The following is a 16618-nucleotide window of genomic DNA, read 5'->3' on the forward strand; positions in this document are numbered from 1 at the left end:
AGCGCAAACAATTCGAACCTCTCCCGGCATCACAAGCCCGTCAAACCATCTGATCCCGCTTTCTTTTCCCGCTACATTACTGCTAGATCAAGCCAATATGCAGGCACAGGCAGGATTGATGAAGGATCACGCGCAACAGACCGCCAATATCGGCAAGTTTCAGGACAGTTTCGTGACAGCGGACGGCCAGCAACGGGCCAGCGTGGCCCTGAGCCGACCCGAGACGCTGTGGTTCAACACGGGCACCCTGTGCAATATCGAATGCGCCAATTGCTATATCCTGTCGAGCCCGAAAAACGACGCGCTGGTCTATATGACCACCGATGAGGTCACCGGTTATCTGGACCAGATCAAGGCGCGCGGTTGGCCGATACGAGAGATCGGGTTCACCGGTGGCGAACCCTTCATGAATCCGCAGATCATCGGCATGGCGCGGGCGGCGCTGGAACGCGGGTTCGAGGTGCTGATCCTGACCAATGCGATGCGCCCCATGATGCGCAAGGCGATGCGGCAGGGGGTGGCGGCGCTGGTGCGCGAGTTCGGCGACAGGCTGACCCTGCGGATCTCGGTCGATCATTACAGCGCGCATTTTCACGACGCCGAACGCGGGCCGGGCAGCTTCGCCAGGACGCTGGCAGGGATGGCCTGGCTGCGCGATGCCGGTGCGCGAATGACCGTGGCCGGGCGCACCGTCTGGGGAGAGAGCGAGGCAGAGGCGCGTGCGGGATATGCCGCGCTCTATGCCGAACACGGGTTTTCCATTGACGCCGCCGATCCCGGCCAGACCGTGCTGTTCCCCGAGATGGACGAACGGGTCGAGGTGCCCGAGATTACCACAGCCTGCTGGGGCATCCTGGGCAAGTCGCCCGACACGCTGATGTGCGCCAGTTCGCGCATGGTGGTGAAACGCAAGGGTGCGGCGCATCCTGTGGTGCTGGCCTGCACCCTGTTGCCCTATGCCCCCGAATTCGAACTGGGCGAGACCCTGGCCGAGGCCGAACGCCCGGTGCAGCTGAACCACCCCCATTGCGCCAAGTTTTGCGTTCTGGGCGGAGCCAGCTGCTCGGCCTGAGGGTCGGGCGGAGTATCGGTTCAGTGCAGCCGGAACTCGCCCACCACGTTGCGCCACTCGCCCGGCGAAATCATCTTGCGGTGAGTGAAACGCACCGAATGCAGCGGGCCGTCGATTTCGCGCTGCCAGAACTCGATGAAGCCGAACAGCCTGGGATGGTCCGGCGCAAGGTCGTAATCCTGCCAGACAAAGGTATTCAGCACATGGATATGGTCCGGCATGTGATAGAAGAATTCCGCCGTGGTCAGCCCATACCCCTTCAGCATCAGCTCGGTTTCTGTTGCGCTCATTTTGAACCTCCAGTTACCCCCGGTTCAGTCAGGATGCCTGATTCTAATAATAAATCCATAAAAACAGTATGTTGGCAATGTGGCGCCGTGGCTGCCAGCCTAATTTCGCTCTATGCATTGCACCTTATGTACGGGGTCTGTTAAGATGCGCCCACAATATATAGAACCTGCACAAGAAACGGGCAGTTTACGTGAGCGATACGCCAGAAACCCCTGAAAACGAAGACGAAACCCCCATCGCGCGCAGCGCCTATGTGGGGCCGACCGTTTCCATCGAATCCGAGATGCGGACCTCGTATCTCGACTATGCGATGTCGGTCATCGTCAGCCGTGCCATCCCCGATCTGCGCGACGGGCTGAAACCGGTGCATCGGCGAATCCTCTATGCCATGCACGAGACCGGCAACGGCCATGACAAGCCCTATCGCAAATCGGCGCGTCCGGTGGGCGATGTGATGGGTAAATACCACCCGCATGGCGACTCGGCGATCTATGACGCGCTGGTGCGGATGGCGCAGGATTTCTCGATGTCGCTGCCGCTTCTGGACGGTCAGGGCAACTTCGGCTCGATGGACGGCGATAACCCCGCCGCCATGCGTTATACCGAAGTGCGGATGGACAAGCCCGCCGCCTTTCTGCTGAGCGATATCGACAAGGAAACCGTCGATTTCCAGGACAACTACGATGGCAAGGACCGTGAACCCACGGTGCTGCCGGCGCGCTTCCCCAACATGCTGGTCAACGGCGCCGGCGGCATCGCCGTCGGCATGGCAACGAACATCCCGCCCCACAACCTGGGCGAGGTGGTGGATGCCACCCTGGCGCTGATCGACGATCCGGACCTGACCAGCGAGCAGCTGATCGACTATGTACCGGGCCCCGATTTCCCCACCGGAGGCGTGATGCTGGGCCGCTCGGGTGCGCGCAAGGCCTATCTGGAGGGGCGCGGCAGCGTCATCATCCGCGCCAAGACCCGCGTCGAAGAGCTGCGGAAGGACCGCTATGCCATCATCGTGGACGAGATCCCCTATCAGGTGAACAAGGCCGCGATGATCGAAAAGATCGCCGAGGCGGTGCGCGAGAAGCGTATCGAAGGCGTCGCCCATGTACAGGACGAAAGCGACCGCAACGGCGTGCGCGTGGTGGTGGAACTCAAACGCGACGCGACGCCCGAGGTGGTTCTGAACCAGCTCTACCGCTTCTCACCGATGCAGACCTCGTTTGGCTGCAACATGCTGGCGCTTAATGGCGGCCGGCCCGAACAGCTGACCCTGCGCCGCTTTCTCACCTGTTTCATCGACTTCCGCGAGGAAGTGGTCGCCCGCCGTACAGCCTATGAGCTGCGCAAGGCGCGCGAACGCAGCCATATCCTGTGCGGCCTGGCGGTTGCGGTGTCGAATGTCGATGAGGTGGTCGCCACCATCCGTTCGTCTGCCGATGCCGCGGATGCGCGCGAGAAACTGATGACGCGGCGCTGGCCCGCCGCCGAGATCGCCGGATACCTGCGATTGATCGACGATCCGCTGTCCAAGATGAACGAGGACGGCACCTATAACCTGACCGAGGTGCAGGCCCGCGCCATCCTTGACCTGCGCTTGCAGCGCTTGACCCAGCTGGGGGTCAAGGAAGTCACTGACGAGCTCGAGGTTCTTGCTGGCAAGATCAAGGAATACCTAGAGATTCTGGGATCGCGCGAGCGGATCATGGGGATCATCGCCGACGAGCTGCGAGAAGTTCGCGAGCAATTCGCCGTGCCCCGCCGCACCGAGATCGTCGACTGGGCCGGCGACATGGACGACGAGGACCTTATCGAGCGCGAGGACATGGTGGTGACCGTGACCTCGGGCGGCTATATCAAGCGTACCCCGCTTGCCGATTTTCGTGCCCAGAAACGCGGTGGCAAGGGTCTGAGCGGCATGCAGACCAAGGAAGAGGACGTGGTCACCACCCTCTTCGTGGCCAATACACATACGCAGCTTCTGTTTTTTACCACCGATGGCATGGTCTACAAGCTCAAGACCTGGCGCCTGCCGCAATCGGGGCGCACCGGCAAAGGCAAGGCGATCGTCAACATCCTGCCCATTCCCACCGGTGTCTCGATCGCCGCGATCATGCCGGTCGATGTGCCGGACGAAGAGTGGGAAAACCTGCAAATCGTGTTTGCAACCACTGGCGGAGACGTGCGCCGGAACCGGCTGTCGGATTTCACCAATGTGCGTCGCAATGGCAAGATCGCGATGAAACTGCCCGAAGACGGGTCCATTCGTCTGGTCAATGCGCGCATCTGTTCCGAAGACGATGACGTGTTGCTGGTGACCAACTCGGGTCGGGCGATCCGCTTCCGGTCCACCGATGTGCGCGTTTTCAACTCGCGCGAATCCACCGGTGTGCGCGGGATCAGGCTGGTCAATACGGGGGATGAGGTCGTCTCCATGTCGGTGATCCGTCATTTCAGCGCCGAACCGTGGGAGCGCAATGCCTTCATCAAACGGTTCCGGGGTGAACTGGGCAATGATGTGACCGAGGACGACGCCAGCGATGACGCCGAAGGCGAAGTCGCCGAAGGCACCCTGTCCGAGGAACGCTATCAAGAGATGCTGGCCGCCAATGATCTGCTGGTGACCATCAACCGCGCGGGCATCGGCAATCTGACCTCGGCCCATGATTACCGCGTCAGCGGGCGCGGCGGCCAGGGGGTCGGCGCGATGCGGGGCGGCGCCATTGTCGCCACCTTCCCGGTCGAGCTTGAGGATCAGATCATGCTGGCGACCTCCAAGGGCCAGTCGATCCGCTGTCCGGTCAAAGGCATCTCTTTCCGCTCGCGTGGTGCCGGTGGTGTCCGGGTCTTCAACACCGGCAAGGGTGAAGAGGTCGTCAGCGTCGCCTGGATCGCCGAACGGGACGACGAGGAAGAGGACGGCGCAGAGTAACCACGCCGAACAAGTTGAAAAAGGGCGCGGGACACCGCGCCTTTTTGCCTTTTAACCAGTTGGAAATTGCTTATGCGGCAATCTGGCCCGAACGGTCACATAGGACGTTCCGGTCATGAACCTCTACCATTGCGCAATCGACCTGAAACACGAGGCCAAGGCACTGGCCTTTGCCGCGGCACTTGAACATTGGATGCAGTATCTCAAGGCACGCGGTGTGGTGCGCGACTGGCGGCTGTTGCGGCGCAAGCTGAACCTGGCCGCCGACAGCTGCCGTGATTTCCTGCTTGAAATCGAGTTTGACGACATGAGCCAACTCGACCGTGCCTTTCGGGTGCTTGGCGAGCATGACGAAGAGGTCGAGCGTCTCTATGGCGCGGTAACGGCCCTGATCGCCCGGTCCGACTTTGGCCTCTACCGCCCCTTCCCGGATCCCGAGCGGGCCGAGCGCATGGCGCTGCTTTAGAAAAGCAATGCCCCGAGAACATAAAGTGCCATGAAGATCACGATCAGGGATCCGATGGTGTAAAACGTCGCCCGGATATCGTGGGTCTGTTTCGTCGCATAGGCCACAGCATGCGCAGCGCGTGCCGCGACGAAACCGTACATAAGGACCTGCGCCAGCCACAAGGGCGGCGCGACCATGACCATCAGAAACCCCGCCATCCAGAAACCGGGAATATTCTCCAGATCGTTGCGGTGCATCCGGCGCGACCGATCGACATAGTCGTCAATCTCCAGCTGCTCGGGACGCGGGTTCGGGTTCAGCGGCGTCTTGCGCAGATCCTCGGGACTGACAAAACCTCCATCCTTTCGCATCATGCGAATGACGGTCATCCAGCCCTGCCCCATGATCTTGAGCACCATCAGAGCGGACGCAATCGCATAGGTCACGAAAACCGGGTTCTCCAACGTCAGATAGTCCAAGATCGCACCTCTTTTTCGACATCCTATCACGAACCAGGATGGTGTTCACCCTGGCCGGGATCACCCGAATTTCGAGCCCGCTCAGAGCCCGTAAAGCGCGCTGAACTTGGCCTCGAGATACTCAAGCAGAGGTTCGGGCCCTGGCTCGATGCCGCTGGCTCGTGCGATCACCTCGCGCGGGGCATACAGGCCGCCATGACGCTGCACCCGATCTGCCAGCCAGCCGGTCGCCGCGGCTGTGTCACCCTGCGCCAGATCCGTCTCAAGACCCGGCACCGCCTGACGCAACGCTTGATAGAGACAGCCGGCATAAACATTGCCCAACGCATAGGTCGGGAAATAGCCGAACAGGCCCACCGACCAGTGCACATCCTGCAAACACCCGTTCGAGGGCTTGTCCACCTGATAGCCGAAATCGGCGGCAAAGCGATCGTTCCAGGCGGCCTCCAGATCGTCGACCGTCAGATCTCCTGCCATCAGCGCCCGCTCCAGATCGAAACGCAGCATGATATGCAGGTTATACTGCACCTCGTCCGCCTCGGTGCGGATATAGCCGCGGTGCACCGTGTTGACGGCGGCATAGAACGCATCCTCATCCGCAATCCCGAAATCGCCAAACGCCTCGCGCATCTGGGCAAACAGCCAACCGGTATAGGCGCGGCTGCGGCCCAGCTGGTTCTCGTAAATCCGGCTCTGGCTTTCATGCACCCCCATCGACACGCCGCGTCCCAGCGGGGTCAGCAGATAGGCGCGGTCGATATTCTGCTCATAGGCCGCGTGGCCCACTTCGTGAATGGTCGAGTAGAAACAGTTGAACGGATCGGCCGGATTGGTCCGCGTGGTGATCCGCACATCGAGACCGGAACCGGAACTGAACGGATGCACCGCCTTGTCGACCCGGCCATGCGCCATGTCATAGCCAAAGCTGCGCGCCAATTGCCGGCTGAGCTTCATCTGGGCGGACTCGTCGAACTCCCCCTCCAGCCGTTGTGGCATCGGGCGGTCCAGCACCGCAGAACGCAGCGCCACCAGGCGCGGGCGCATGGTGTCAAAGGTCTCGGCGATCTGGGCCGCACTGGTGGCAGGCTCGTATTCCTCCAACAGCGCGTCATAGAGATCGCCGCCCTGGGCCAGCGCCTGCCCCTCTTCGCGGCGCAGCGCGACGACCTCCTTCAGCACGGGCAGAAACGCCGCCACGTCCTCGGTCGCCCGCGCCTCGGCCCAGATGCCTTGCGCCCGCGCCGTGGTGCGGGCCAGCGCGCGGGCCAGATCGGCGGGCACGCGCGCGGTCCGATCAAAGCTGCGTCGGATCTCGCGCAGCTGCGCGGCGCCGGCCTCGTCCGGCGCCGCGGCCGCCGCCAGCCAGTCGCCCACCTGCGGGTCGGTGCGACGGGCATGCAGCACACCGGCGATGGCGGCGCTTTCCTCGGCCCGTTGCGGCGCCGCACCGCGCGGCATCATTGTTTCCTGATCCCAGCCCAGCCGCCCGGCGATCTGGTCCAGCGCCGCCGTCTCGCGGGCATGCGCCATCAACTGTTCGAATGCGCTCATGATGTCTTATCCCCGGATAGAGGTTGCAATCGGATAGGCGCAGAGGAACCGCGCCCGCAGGATCAGCACAAAAACCCCAACCGCCAGCAACTGGTGCAGGATGGCGATCTGCCAGGGCGCGGCATATAGGACGGTGACGATGCCCAGCACCACCTGCAGGCCCAACGCTGCAAAGCCTGCGTTGAAGGCAAAACGGGTTTGCGCATGCGCGCTGCGGCGCCCACGCAGCCAGGCCATCACCCCGTAGGCCAGCAGCAGATAGCCGACGATACGGTGGATGAACTGCACCAGACCTGGGTTTTCAAAGAAGTTGCGCCAGACTGGGCTCAGCTCCAACGGGTCGGGCGGGATCACCTGCCCCGCCATCAGCGGCCAGTCGACATAGTTGCGCCCGGCATCGAGGCCCGCCACCAGCGCGCCGATCAGGATTTGCAGGAATGCAAGATGCAGCCAGCCCGTGGCCAGACCGAACAGCCGCGCCTCCTTGGCACGGCGGGCCTGCATCAGATCGCGCTCGCTGCGCCCCAGTTGCAGGATGTACCAGGTCAATAGGCCCAGAATGACAAAGGCCAGTCCCAGATGCGTGGCCAGCCGGTAGGACGCGACCGAGGTCATGCCCTCGCCCTGGGTCACGCCCGAGGCGACCATCCACCAGCCGACCGCGCCCTGCACCCCGCCCAGCACGCCGGGCAAGACCAGCCGTCCGGTCCAGCCAGCGGGGATCTTGCGCGCGATCAAAAAGCCGAAGAACCCCAGCGCCCAGACCAGTCCGATCACCCGGCCCAGCTGCCGGTGCCCCCATTCCCACCAGTAGATCGACTTGAAATCGGCCAGTTCCATCCACTGGTTCTGCAAGCGCCACTGGTCGATCTGCTTGTACTTGTCGAATTCCGCCTGCCAGTCGGCCTCGCTCAGCGGCGGCACAGCCCCCGTGACCGGACGCCATTCGGTGATCGACAGCCCGCTATCAGTCAGCCGGGTCAGCCCGCCCACCACGATCATCGCCACCACCAGTGCAAAGAGCACCGCCAGCCAGGCCCGGATCGCGCCGCGCGCGCCGCCCCGTCCCCGGTCGATCATGCCGGGCTGCGCCGCCGCCGCCCGCGTTCCGTCCGAGACCTCTTCAAAGATGCTGCGCTTGCCGCTCATGCCATCCTCATTCCTGTCGCTTTGACTGCAAGCTAGGCCTCGGGCGCGCCAAGGTCCAGCACCCGGCTCAGCCGCGTTCCTTCCAGCGGACCATCTGCCGCATGATCCCGTGCAGCATCTGCACATCCGCGCGGGTCAGCCGCATCCGGCTCCACAGGTTGCGCAGGTTCTGCTGCATGCCTTCGGCCTTTTCGGGAGGAAAGAAGAAGCCCGCCTCGTCCAGCCGCTGCTCGTAATGCTCGGCCAGCTTCTCGATCTCCAGACCGGTGGCCCACTCGCCCTTGGGGCCGGGCGTGTCTGACAGATGCACCACGTCCCCGGTCTGGCGCATCCACTCATAGGCCACCAGCAAAACGCATTGGCCAAGGTTCAACGAGGCATAATCGGGGTTCACCGGCACGGTGATGATCGCATTGGCGCGCGAAATATCATCGTTTTCCAGCCCGGCCCGTTCCGGCCCGAACAGCACCGCCACCTTCTCTCCCGCCGCCAGTTTCTCGGCGGCCAGCTGCATGGCGCGCTCGGGGCTGAACACCGGCTTGGTCATCTCGCGCGGACGCGCGGTGGTGGCAAAGACATAGGTGCAATCCGCCAGCGCGCCCGGCAGATCGTCATAAAGCTGCGCCTCGTCCAGCAGCCGCCCCGCACCCGAGGACATGGCCACCGCCCGGCTGTTGGGCCAGCCATCGCGCGGCGCCACGATGCGCATCCGGTCCAGACCGAAATTCCACATCGCCCGCGCGGCGGCACCGATATTCTCTCCCATCTGCGGCCGCACAAGCACGATTGCGGGCTGCGCCTTGTCGCTGGGCATGTCTCACCTCCGAATGCTGTGCCCGCTCTAGCGCCCGGCGACCTGATGGACAAGACCGCCCCTGCCCTTCATTCCGCTACAAATACTCCGGGGGACAGAACAAAATTCGACGAATTTTGTTCGCCCCGGGGGCGGAGCCCCCGAATTGGGATCCTGTGCGGAGCCCCCGGAAACCAGCCCTTGACCAGAAGCCCCTTCGCCATATTCCCATTCGCCGTCCGATCGGCTAAACCGCAGCAACTCCAGACCAGAGGTCCCGCCATGGAAACCCCCGAACAGCCGCAGCTTTATCTGATCACCCCACCCAGCATCGACCTCGACTTGTTTCCCGACCAATTGGCGCGTGTCCTCGACGGGGCCGATATAGCCTGCATCCGCCTGGCCCTGGCCAGCCGGGACGAGGATCTGCTGTCACGCGCGGCGGACGCCTGCCGCGAGGTCGCCCATGCGCGCGATATCGCGCTGGTGATTGCCGATCACGTGCTGCTGGCCCAGCGGCTGGGGCTGGATGGGGTGCATCTGTCGGATGCCGCCCGCTCGGTCCGCAGCGCCCGCAAGGAACTGGGCGCCGATGCCATTGTCGGCAGTTTCTGCGGCACATCTCGCCATGACGGGATGAACGCGGGCGAGGCCGGGGCCGATTACGTGGCCTTTGGTCCGGTGGGCGCGCATGGGCTCGATGACGGCAGTGTGGTCGATCCCGAACTCTTTGAATGGTGGTCGGCGGTGATCGAGGTTCCGGTGGTGGCCGAGGGTGGACTGACGCCCGAGATGGTGCGCAGTCTGTCCGCGCAGACCGATTTCTTTGGCATCGGCGACGAGATTTGGGGCGCCGAGGACCCGCTGGCCGCGCTCAAGACACTGACGGCGGCGATGGGCCGGGACTAGGCCAGCAGAGTCCGTTCCACCACCCAATACGCGCCGATCATCGCAATCAGCATCGAGGCCGGGATCGCGATGCGACCCCGGTACCAGCGCCGGTTGCGAAACCACAGGCCGACGCTCAGGAACGCGGCGGCGATCACCGCCAGCTGGCCCAGCTCGACCCCGATGTTGAAACCCAAGAGTGCCGGCAGGAACTGACCGGCGGGCAGGCCGAATTCCTCCAGCACGCCGGCAAAACCCAGCCCGTGCAGCAGACCGAAGCCAAAGACCATCACCGGACGCCAGGCATGCAGGCGGCGCACCAGGATGTTTTCCAGCGCGACAAATGTGATCGAGGCGGCGATCAGCGGCTCGACAATCGCCGGTTCCACCCGGATCGTCCCCGTCGCCCCCAGCGCCAGCGTCAGCGTATGTGCCAGCGTAAAGGCGCTGATCTGCCACAGCAGCGGCCGTAGTCGCGGCGACAGGAAAAACAGGCCCAAGACAAACAGGATATGATCCAGCCCCTTGGGCAGGATATGGGTGAAGCCCACCGGAATGTAGGCCTGAAAGGTCTCGAGCGGCCCCAGCGCCGCGCCGCCTGCCAGCGGGATGGGCGGGCTGCTTTCACCGCCCTGAAGGTAGCCGGTATAGGGATCGTCGACCCCTTGTTGGCGCAACACCAGCGCGCCCGCTCCACTGGGCCAGGTCAGTGTCAGGCTGGCCGCGCCAGCGGGCAGATATGCGGTGAGCAGCAGGTGCGAGACACGTGGCAGGTCGGGATTGCCGACGACCGGAATGCGCGCACCTTCATAGGACAGTTCCAACGGCACGCCACCGGCGTTGAGACTCAGCTGTTCCTTCCAGGCGACGGCGAAATCCCGCACCTTCGGCTCCAACTCGGCCGCGCCCATGGCACGTAGCTGGTCATAACTGTCCGACCCATCAGAATCGTCGGTATCGCCCAGCCCATCCAGGTCGATCCCGGCCACAAAGGCTTCGACGTTTAGACGCAGATCAAGGATGACTGTCTCATTTTCGACCCGCAGATCGGCAACCGTGGGCGTGACCTCATGGGCGCTGGCCCCCTCTGTAAGCGGGCTTGACAGCAGCGCCACAAGCGCCAGCTTGAACAGCACCGCCAAAAAGGCTCCGCCCATGTTCCGCATCCTTGTCCCTCTCCTCTGCCTCATGTTTGTTGCCCGGGTCGGGCTTGCTCATGAGTTTTGGATCGAACCCCATGAATATCAAGTGGAAACCGGAGCTGAACTGGTGGCCGACCTGCGCGTGGGAGAGCGGTTCGAGGGCGCCGCGCAAGTTTTCTTTCCCGACCGCGCCCCCCGATCCGAGATCCGGGTCGGCGGCGAAATCAGACCCTATGCAGGGAGAATGGGCGATGTTCCGGCGATCGGGCTGGTGGCCGACGCGTCGGGCCTGTGGGTGCTGGTGCACGAGACCAGCCCCAGCAGCGTGAAATACAAGGAATGGCAGAAATTCGCGGATTTCGCCGCCCATAAGGACATCCCCGACATAAAGGCCCGGCACGAGGCGCTCGGCCTGCCGCCGGTCGATTTCTTCGAGACCTATACCCGCCACGTCAAGGCGCTGGTCGGGGTTGGCGCCGCGGAGGGCAAAGATGGCGAAACCGGGATGGAGACCGAATTCGTCGCGCTCACCAACCCCTACACCGACGATCTTTCAGACGGCATGCAGGTGCTGCTGCTCTATCAGGGTCAGCCACGCCCGGATGCGCAGGTCGAGATATTCGCACGCGCGCCCGATGGCGCTGTCACCGTGGATCTCGCCCGCACCGATGCGACGGGGCACGCCACCCTGCCCGTCTTGCCCGGATACAACTATCTGCTCGATGCGGTGGTCCTGCGCCCCGCGCCCGAAGGGGAACGCGCGGTCTGGCAATCGCTCTGGGCCGGGCTCAGCTTTGCGGTGCCCGTACGCTGACAGGCGCGCTACGCTTGAACGGCCGTTTCTCCTGTGCATTCTTGGATCGGAGAGATTTCGTTGACCCGGTATTCACCCAAGCCTCAGGAGCGGCCACCTTGTCCAGCAAGTTCATCATCCATCACATTCCAGTCTGCCCATTTTCACAACGGATCGAGATACTTCTTGCCCTGCGAGGTCTGACCGATGCGGTCGAGTTCCGCGTTGTCGACATCACCCGACCACGTGATCCCGAGCTTTTGACGAAGACCCGCGGAACCACTGCCCTGCCGGTGCTGGAAACGCCGGACGGCAAGATCATCAAGGAAAGCCTCGTCATTCTGCGCTATCTCGACGAGGTTCTGCCCGGCGCGCCCTTGCGGCGCCGCGATCCGGCGGAACATGCGATCGAATCCATGCTGATCGCCAAGGAGGGCGCGTTTGTCACCGCGGGATATCTCTACGTGATGAATCAGGACCGATCACAGCGCGCGGCGCATCTGGACCGGCTGCTGGGCCTCTATCGCGGCCTCGATGATTTTCTTGTCGAACACAATCCCAAAGGCACATGGCTGTTTGATGCGTTCGGACTGGCCGAGGCGGTTTTCGCTCCGATCTTCAAACGGTTCTGGTTCCTGGATTATTACGAGGATTTCACGCTGCCCGACGATCCGGCCTATGACCGGGTGCGCGTCTGGCGCGAGGCCTGCATGGCGCATCCCGCTACCGATCAGGTGAGCGAGGAAGAAATCGTGAAGCTTTATTACGATTACGCGCTTGGCGCCGGGAACGGCGCGCTGGTCGATGGGCGCACGGTGTCGAGTTTCGCCTTCGAACCGGACTGGCGGTCACGGCCATGGCCTCCGCGCGAGAAATATGATGGCACCGCCTCGGACGCGGCACTTGGCCTCGTATCCGCCTGAGCGGGATGTGCAAGCCCGCTTGCACCTGCCTGCGCCCTGCGGCATGAGGGCAGAATGACCCAAACCTCGGATATCCTCTGCATCGGCTCGGTCCTTTGGGACGTGATCGGACGCTCGGCCAGCCATATGCGGCAGGGCTCGGACGTGCCGGGCCGCATCACCCGCCTGCCCGGTGGCGTCGCCATGAACATCGCCATGACGCTGGCGCGCTTCGGCATGCGCCCCACCCTGCTCACCGCCATCGGCCGCGATGCCGAGGGGGACGAGCTGATCCGTGCCTGTACCCAGATGGGCATGAACACCGATCACGTCTATCGCTCGGAGGACCTGCCCACCGACCGTTACATGGCGGTCGAGGGCGCCAACGGGCTGATCGCCGCCATCGCCGATGCCCATTCACTCGAGGCGGCGGGTGCCAAGATCCTGCGCCCGATACTGGACGGGCCGCTGGGCAATGCCGCCGCACCCCATGCCGGGCCGGTGGCGCTGGATGGCAACCTGACCCTGTCGCTGCTGGAAGAGATCGCACACAGCCCCGCCTTTGCCCGCGCCGACCTGCGGGTGGCCCCGGCTTCGCCCGGCAAGGCCGAGCGGTTGCTGCCCTTTGTGCGTCAGGGTCGTGCCACGCTCTATGTCAATCTCGAGGAGGCGGGCCTGCTCTGCCAGACCGAGTTCACCGACTCCGCCAGCGCCGCCCAAACCCTGCTTGAGCGCGGCGCCCAGCGGGTTCTGGTCACCGATGGCGGACGCTCGGCCAGCGAGGGCGACGCCAACCGCCTGATCACCCAGACCCCGCCCGCCGTTCTGGTCACCCGCGTGACCGGCGCGGGCGACACGTTCATGGCGGCCCATATCGCCGCCGAGGCGCAGGGCGCCGACCGCGACAGCGCTCTGTCGCGCGCGCTGCATGCCGCCGCAACCTATGTATCCGGAGAGACCCCCCTGTGATCGACCTGCACCTGTCCGCCGAGGTTCACGCCGCCCGTGTCGCGGGCACCCCTATCGTGGCGCTGGAAAGCACCATCATCACCCATGGCATGCCCTATCCGCAGAATGTCGAGACCGCCCGCGCAGTCGAACAGGACATCCGCGACGCCGGCGCGGTGCCCGCCACCATCGCGGTGATCGAGGGGCGGCTGCATGTGGGGCTGGAACCCGATCAGCTTGATACGCTGGGTCAGGCGCAGGGGGTGGCGAAACTCTCGCGCGCCGACATGGCCGCCTGTATCGCCACCGGCGGCACCGGCGCCACCACCGTGGCCGCCACCATGATCGCCGCCCGCTTTGCCGGGATCGAGGTGTTTGCCACCGGCGGCATCGGTGGCGTGCACAAGGGGGCCGAGCACAGCTTTGACATCTCGGCAGACCTGCACGAATTGGCCCAGACCCCGGTCACCGTGGTTGCCGCCGGGGCCAAGGCCATTCTCGACCTGCCCAAGACGCTTGAGGTGCTGGAAACCCTGGGCGTGCCGGTCATCGCCTATGGGCAGGACAGCTTTCCCGCCTTCTGGTCGGCCACCTCGGACCTGCCCGCGCCGCTCAGGATGGAGGACAGCGCCAGCATCGCCCGCGCCCATGCCACTCGCCGCGCGCTGGGCCTGCCGGGCGGCCAACTGGTCGCCAATCCGATCCCGACTGTCGACCAGATCGCTGCCGAGGATCTGGCCCCGGTCATCGCCGAGGCGCAGGCCCAAGCCGATGCGCAGGGCATTTCCGGCAAGGCGGTCACCCCCTTCCTGCTGCAGGCGATCTTCGAGGCAACCGGGGGCCGCTCGCTGACGGCGAATATCGCGCTGGTGCGCAACAATGCGCGCCTGGCCGCGAAAATCGCCCGGGATCTGATCGCGCTGGGCGGCTGAGGGCGGTTTCCTCACCCCCCCATTGCGGGCGCGCGGCGGAATGACTACGTTCGCCCACAAACGCGCGGACGGACCCGATGAACACACCCTTTGACGAAGAACCTCACCACGTGAAACCGCGCCGCTTTGCCGGGCTGCGCGCCTCGTTCCTGACCGGCATCGTGGTGATCGCACCGGTCAGCCTGACCATCTGGCTGTTCTGGTCCGTGGTCGGCTGGGTCGACAGTTTCGTTCTGCCGCTGGTGCCGCATCAATTCCGCCCCGAACAGTATATCGGCATCAACCTGCGCGGTGTCGGGGTCATCTTCCTGCTGGTCTTCACCATTCTGGTGGGCTGGATCGCCAAGGGTATCATCGGCCGCTCGCTGATCCAGTATGCCGAGGGGCTGGTCGACCGGATGCCCGTGGTGCGCTCGGTCTATTCCGGGATCAAGCAAATCTCGGAGACGGTGTTTGCCCAGACCGAACGCAGTTTCGAACAGGCCTGCCTGATCCAGTATCCACGCCGGGGCATCTGGGCCATCGGCTTCGTCTCGACCACCGCCAAGGGCGAGATCGCCGACAAGGCCGAGACCGGCGGCCGGTTGATGAGCGTGTTTGTCCCCACCACGCCCAACCCGACCTCGGGCTTTCTGCTCTATTTCCCCGAAGAGGACGTGATCATCCTCGACATGACGGTCGAGGACGCGGCCAAGCTGGTGATCTCGGCGGGCCTTGTCTATCCCAACGACAAGCAAAAGAGCGACGAGTGAGCGTCATTCGCGCCGCCCGGCCCGAAGACGCCGCCCCGCTGGCGGCGCTCTCGATCGAGGTCTGGCTGGCCACCTATGTCAAACACGGTGTGCGGGCGGATTATGCCGACTATGTCCTGACCACCTTCACCCCCACCGCCATGGAGGCGCTGATCGCCGCCTCCGACAGCACGGTGCTGGTGGCCGATTGCGCCGAGGGGATCGGCGGCTACCTCCATCTCCGGTATGACAGCCCGGCCCCGGCGGGCAATGCCCAAGTCGAGATCGACAAGCTCTATGTGCAACCACGCCATCAGGCCGCCGGGCTGGGCCGTGAGCTGTTACAGGCAGGACTGGAGAGGTTGGCCCCAGGCACGCCCGCCTGGCTGATGGTCAGCTCTGAAAACGAACCTGCGCTGCGGTTCTACCGCGCGCGTGGATTTGCCCATGTGGGCGACACCCATTTTCGGCTGAACGAGAACGCCTATCTGAACCATGTGTTCCAGATCGAGGCCGGGGCCTAGCCGAACATCGCCTCCATATCGACAGTCGAGCGCTGGCCCAAGTCGTCCTTATGGGCATCCAGAAACGAATCCGCCGCCGTCCGGCCCGCCTGTTTCAGCCGATCCAGGATCTGGGGCAGCGGCACCACTTTGGTTGCCACCGACAGGCTGTTCATCAGCGCGTCATCGGCGATCATGTGAACCAGGACCCGGCTCATCCGGCCCCGCTCCAGCGTGCCATCCTCCAGCAGGCGCTGCACGAAGTGGATCGCCCGCAACTCGCGCAACAGGGACGAGTTGAAGCTGATCTCGTTGATCCGGTTCTGGATCTGCTGCGGCGTGACCGGCAGCGCGTCGCGCTCCAGCGGGTTGATGTTGACGATCACCACATCGTCGGGCAGGTCGCGGTTGAAGAGCGGAAACAGCGCCGGATTGCCGGTATAGCCGCCATCCCAATAGGCCTCGCGCCGCCCGGTCTCGGGATCGTCGATCTCGATCGCCTGAAACAGGGTCGGAAGGCAGGCCGAGGCGAGGATGGCGTCGGTGCTGATCTCTTCCTCGGCAAAAACCCGGATCTTGCCGGTGCGCACACGGGTGGCGCAGATGTAGAGCTTTGGCCCCTCATGAGCGCAGACATTGGCGAAATCCAGCGCCTCGACCACCGGGCGCAGCGGGTTGCCGTAGAATGGCCCATAGGCATAGGGCGACACCAGCCGCGACCATGTTTCGGCCAGGGCAAAGGGGGCGGAATATTCCAGCATCCGGGCCAGCTGCGCCGGATCCCCGGCCCCCAGCCAGCCGCTGATCCGGTCGTCGTTGACCGCGCCCATGCGTCGCCAGACCCGGTCAAGTGCTGCGCGGGCGCCCTCTCGCCCTCCGGCCACCATGCCGGCCTTGAAGGCGGCCCCGTTCAGCGCCCCGGCCGAGGTTCCGGTGATCGCCGCCACCTCGACATCCGGCTCGTCCAGCAAGCGGTCGAGCACGCCCCAGGTAAAAGCGCCATGCGCGCCACCTCCCTGCAAGGCCAGATTGATCCGACGCACCGCGATCCCCTCTTCATTTCGCTA

General features: G+C 64.2%; 17 protein-coding genes. 10 read left to right on the forward strand and 7 right to left on the reverse strand.

Annotation, left to right across the window (positions count from 1 at the left end; genetic code table 11):
- Positions 1-118 precede the first annotated feature (118 nt).
- Complete coding sequence (locus tag AC2FNA_RS00835; RefSeq protein ID WP_496823697.1) at positions 119-1072, forward strand: radical SAM protein; 954 nt, start codon at positions 119-121, stop codon at positions 1070-1072.
- Positions 1073-1092: 20 nt separating this feature from the next.
- Here AC2FNA_RS00835 and AC2FNA_RS00840 read toward each other — a convergent pair whose 3' ends face one another.
- Entirely contained in the window at positions 1093-1362 is a 270-nt protein-coding gene (locus AC2FNA_RS00840) for an usg protein (RefSeq protein ID WP_496823699.1), read from the reverse strand.
- A 191-nt stretch (positions 1363-1553) separates the two neighbouring features.
- Here AC2FNA_RS00840 and gyrA point away from each other — a divergent pair, with 191 nt between their 5' ends.
- Complete coding sequence (gene gyrA / locus AC2FNA_RS00845; RefSeq protein WP_496823701.1) at positions 1554-4292, forward strand: DNA gyrase subunit A; 2739 nt, start codon at positions 1554-1556, stop codon at positions 4290-4292.
- Between the two features lie 115 nt (positions 4293-4407).
- Positions 4408-4758 (forward strand): DUF6614 family protein, encoded by a 351-nt coding sequence (locus AC2FNA_RS00850; protein ID WP_496823703.1) that lies wholly within the window; start codon positions 4408-4410, stop codon positions 4756-4758.
- On the opposite strand, the gene AC2FNA_RS00855 is transcribed toward AC2FNA_RS00850, so the two are convergent.
- From AC2FNA_RS00855 to AC2FNA_RS00870, 4 genes are all read right to left on the reverse strand, one after another.
- Complete coding sequence (locus tag AC2FNA_RS00855) at positions 4755-5219, reverse strand: MAPEG family protein (protein WP_496823705.1); 465 nt, start codon at positions 5217-5219, stop codon at positions 4755-4757. The genes AC2FNA_RS00850 and AC2FNA_RS00855 overlap by 4 nt on opposite strands.
- An 81-nt stretch (positions 5220-5300) precedes the next feature.
- Positions 5301-6770, reverse strand: a complete 1470-nt coding sequence (locus tag AC2FNA_RS00860; protein WP_496823706.1) for a carboxypeptidase M32 — start codon at positions 6768-6770, stop codon at positions 5301-5303.
- A 6-nt stretch (positions 6771-6776) separates the two neighbouring features.
- Positions 6777-7919 (reverse strand): heme A synthase, encoded by a 1143-nt coding sequence (gene ctaA / locus AC2FNA_RS00865; protein WP_496823708.1) that lies wholly within the window; start codon positions 7917-7919, stop codon positions 6777-6779.
- 67 nt (positions 7920-7986) lie between these two features.
- Entirely contained in the window at positions 7987-8733 is a 747-nt protein-coding gene (locus tag AC2FNA_RS00870; protein WP_496823710.1) for an RNA methyltransferase, read from the reverse strand.
- Positions 8734-8994: 261 nt separating this feature from the next.
- Between AC2FNA_RS00870 and AC2FNA_RS00875 the strand changes: the two genes are divergently transcribed.
- On the forward strand, positions 8995-9621 hold the full coding sequence (locus AC2FNA_RS00875) for a thiamine phosphate synthase (protein WP_496823712.1): 627 nt from the start codon (positions 8995-8997) through the stop codon (positions 9619-9621).
- Here AC2FNA_RS00875 and AC2FNA_RS00880 read toward each other — a convergent pair.
- On the reverse strand, positions 9618-10757 hold the full coding sequence (locus AC2FNA_RS00880) for a HupE/UreJ family protein (RefSeq protein ID WP_496823713.1): 1140 nt from the start codon (positions 10755-10757) through the stop codon (positions 9618-9620). The genes AC2FNA_RS00875 and AC2FNA_RS00880 overlap by 4 nt on opposite strands.
- A 31-nt stretch (positions 10758-10788) precedes the next feature.
- Here AC2FNA_RS00880 and AC2FNA_RS00885 point away from each other — a divergent pair, with 31 nt between their 5' ends.
- From AC2FNA_RS00885 to AC2FNA_RS00910, 6 genes are all read left to right on the forward strand, one after another.
- Entirely contained in the window at positions 10789-11556 is a 768-nt protein-coding gene (locus AC2FNA_RS00885) for a DUF4198 domain-containing protein (protein WP_496824301.1), read from the forward strand.
- Positions 11557-11654: 98 nt separating this feature from the next.
- On the forward strand, positions 11655-12458 hold the full coding sequence (locus tag AC2FNA_RS00890; RefSeq protein ID WP_496823715.1) for a glutathione S-transferase family protein: 804 nt from the start codon (positions 11655-11657) through the stop codon (positions 12456-12458).
- A gap of 54 nt (positions 12459-12512) precedes the next feature.
- Positions 12513-13406, forward strand: a complete 894-nt coding sequence (locus AC2FNA_RS00895; RefSeq protein ID WP_496823716.1) for a PfkB family carbohydrate kinase — start codon at positions 12513-12515, stop codon at positions 13404-13406.
- Positions 13403-14317: a pseudouridine-5'-phosphate glycosidase gene (locus AC2FNA_RS00900; RefSeq protein WP_496823718.1), complete on the forward strand. Its 915-nt coding sequence runs from the start codon at positions 13403-13405 to the stop codon at positions 14315-14317. The genes AC2FNA_RS00895 and AC2FNA_RS00900 overlap by 4 nt, the downstream gene beginning before the upstream one ends.
- A gap of 77 nt (positions 14318-14394) precedes the next feature.
- The gene (locus AC2FNA_RS00905; RefSeq protein ID WP_234175626.1) at positions 14395-15069 is read left to right on the forward strand and encodes a DUF502 domain-containing protein; all 675 of its coding nucleotides are present in this window, start codon (positions 14395-14397) and stop codon (positions 15067-15069) included.
- Positions 15066-15572, forward strand: a complete 507-nt coding sequence (locus AC2FNA_RS00910; RefSeq protein ID WP_496823719.1) for a GNAT family N-acetyltransferase — start codon at positions 15066-15068, stop codon at positions 15570-15572. The genes AC2FNA_RS00905 and AC2FNA_RS00910 overlap by 4 nt, the downstream gene beginning before the upstream one ends.
- Here the strand turns inward: AC2FNA_RS00910 and AC2FNA_RS00915 are convergent.
- Positions 15569-16594 (reverse strand): patatin-like phospholipase family protein, encoded by a 1026-nt coding sequence (locus AC2FNA_RS00915; RefSeq protein WP_496823721.1) that lies wholly within the window; start codon positions 16592-16594, stop codon positions 15569-15571. The genes AC2FNA_RS00910 and AC2FNA_RS00915 overlap by 4 nt on opposite strands.
- Between the last annotated feature and the right edge of the window lie 24 nt (positions 16595-16618).

This window comes from Ruegeria sp. YKSD163, from assembly GCF_059612905.1.

Bases quoted from the DNA above. Each gene is read 5' to 3' on its own strand.
- AC2FNA_RS00835 (WP_496823697.1), top strand. From the start codon at position 119: ATGAAGGATCACGCGCAACAGACCGCCAATATCGGCAAGTTTCAGGAC.
- AC2FNA_RS00840 (WP_496823699.1), bottom strand. From the start codon at position 1,362: ATGAGCGCAACAGAAACCGAGCTGATGCTGAAGGGGTATGGGCTGACC.
- AC2FNA_RS00850 (WP_496823703.1), top strand. From the start codon at position 4,408: ATGAACCTCTACCATTGCGCAATCGACCTGAAACACGAGGCCAAGGCA.
- AC2FNA_RS00860 (WP_496823706.1), bottom strand. From the start codon at position 6,770: ATGAGCGCATTCGAACAGTTGATGGCGCATGCCCGCGAGACGGCGGCG.
- ctaA (WP_496823708.1), bottom strand. From the start codon at position 7,919: ATGAGCGGCAAGCGCAGCATCTTTGAAGAGGTCTCGGACGGAACGCGG.
- AC2FNA_RS00870 (WP_496823710.1), bottom strand. From the start codon at position 8,733: ATGCCCAGCGACAAGGCGCAGCCCGCAATCGTGCTTGTGCGGCCGCAG.
- AC2FNA_RS00875 (WP_496823712.1), top strand. From the start codon at position 8,995: ATGGAAACCCCCGAACAGCCGCAGCTTTATCTGATCACCCCACCCAGC.
- AC2FNA_RS00880 (WP_496823713.1), bottom strand. From the start codon at position 10,757: ATGGGCGGAGCCTTTTTGGCGGTGCTGTTCAAGCTGGCGCTTGTGGCG.
- AC2FNA_RS00885 (WP_496824301.1), top strand. From the start codon at position 10,789: ATGTTTGTTGCCCGGGTCGGGCTTGCTCATGAGTTTTGGATCGAACCC.
- AC2FNA_RS00895 (WP_496823716.1), top strand. From the start codon at position 12,513: ATGACCCAAACCTCGGATATCCTCTGCATCGGCTCGGTCCTTTGGGAC.
- AC2FNA_RS00905 (WP_234175626.1), top strand. From the start codon at position 14,395: ATGAACACACCCTTTGACGAAGAACCTCACCACGTGAAACCGCGCCGC.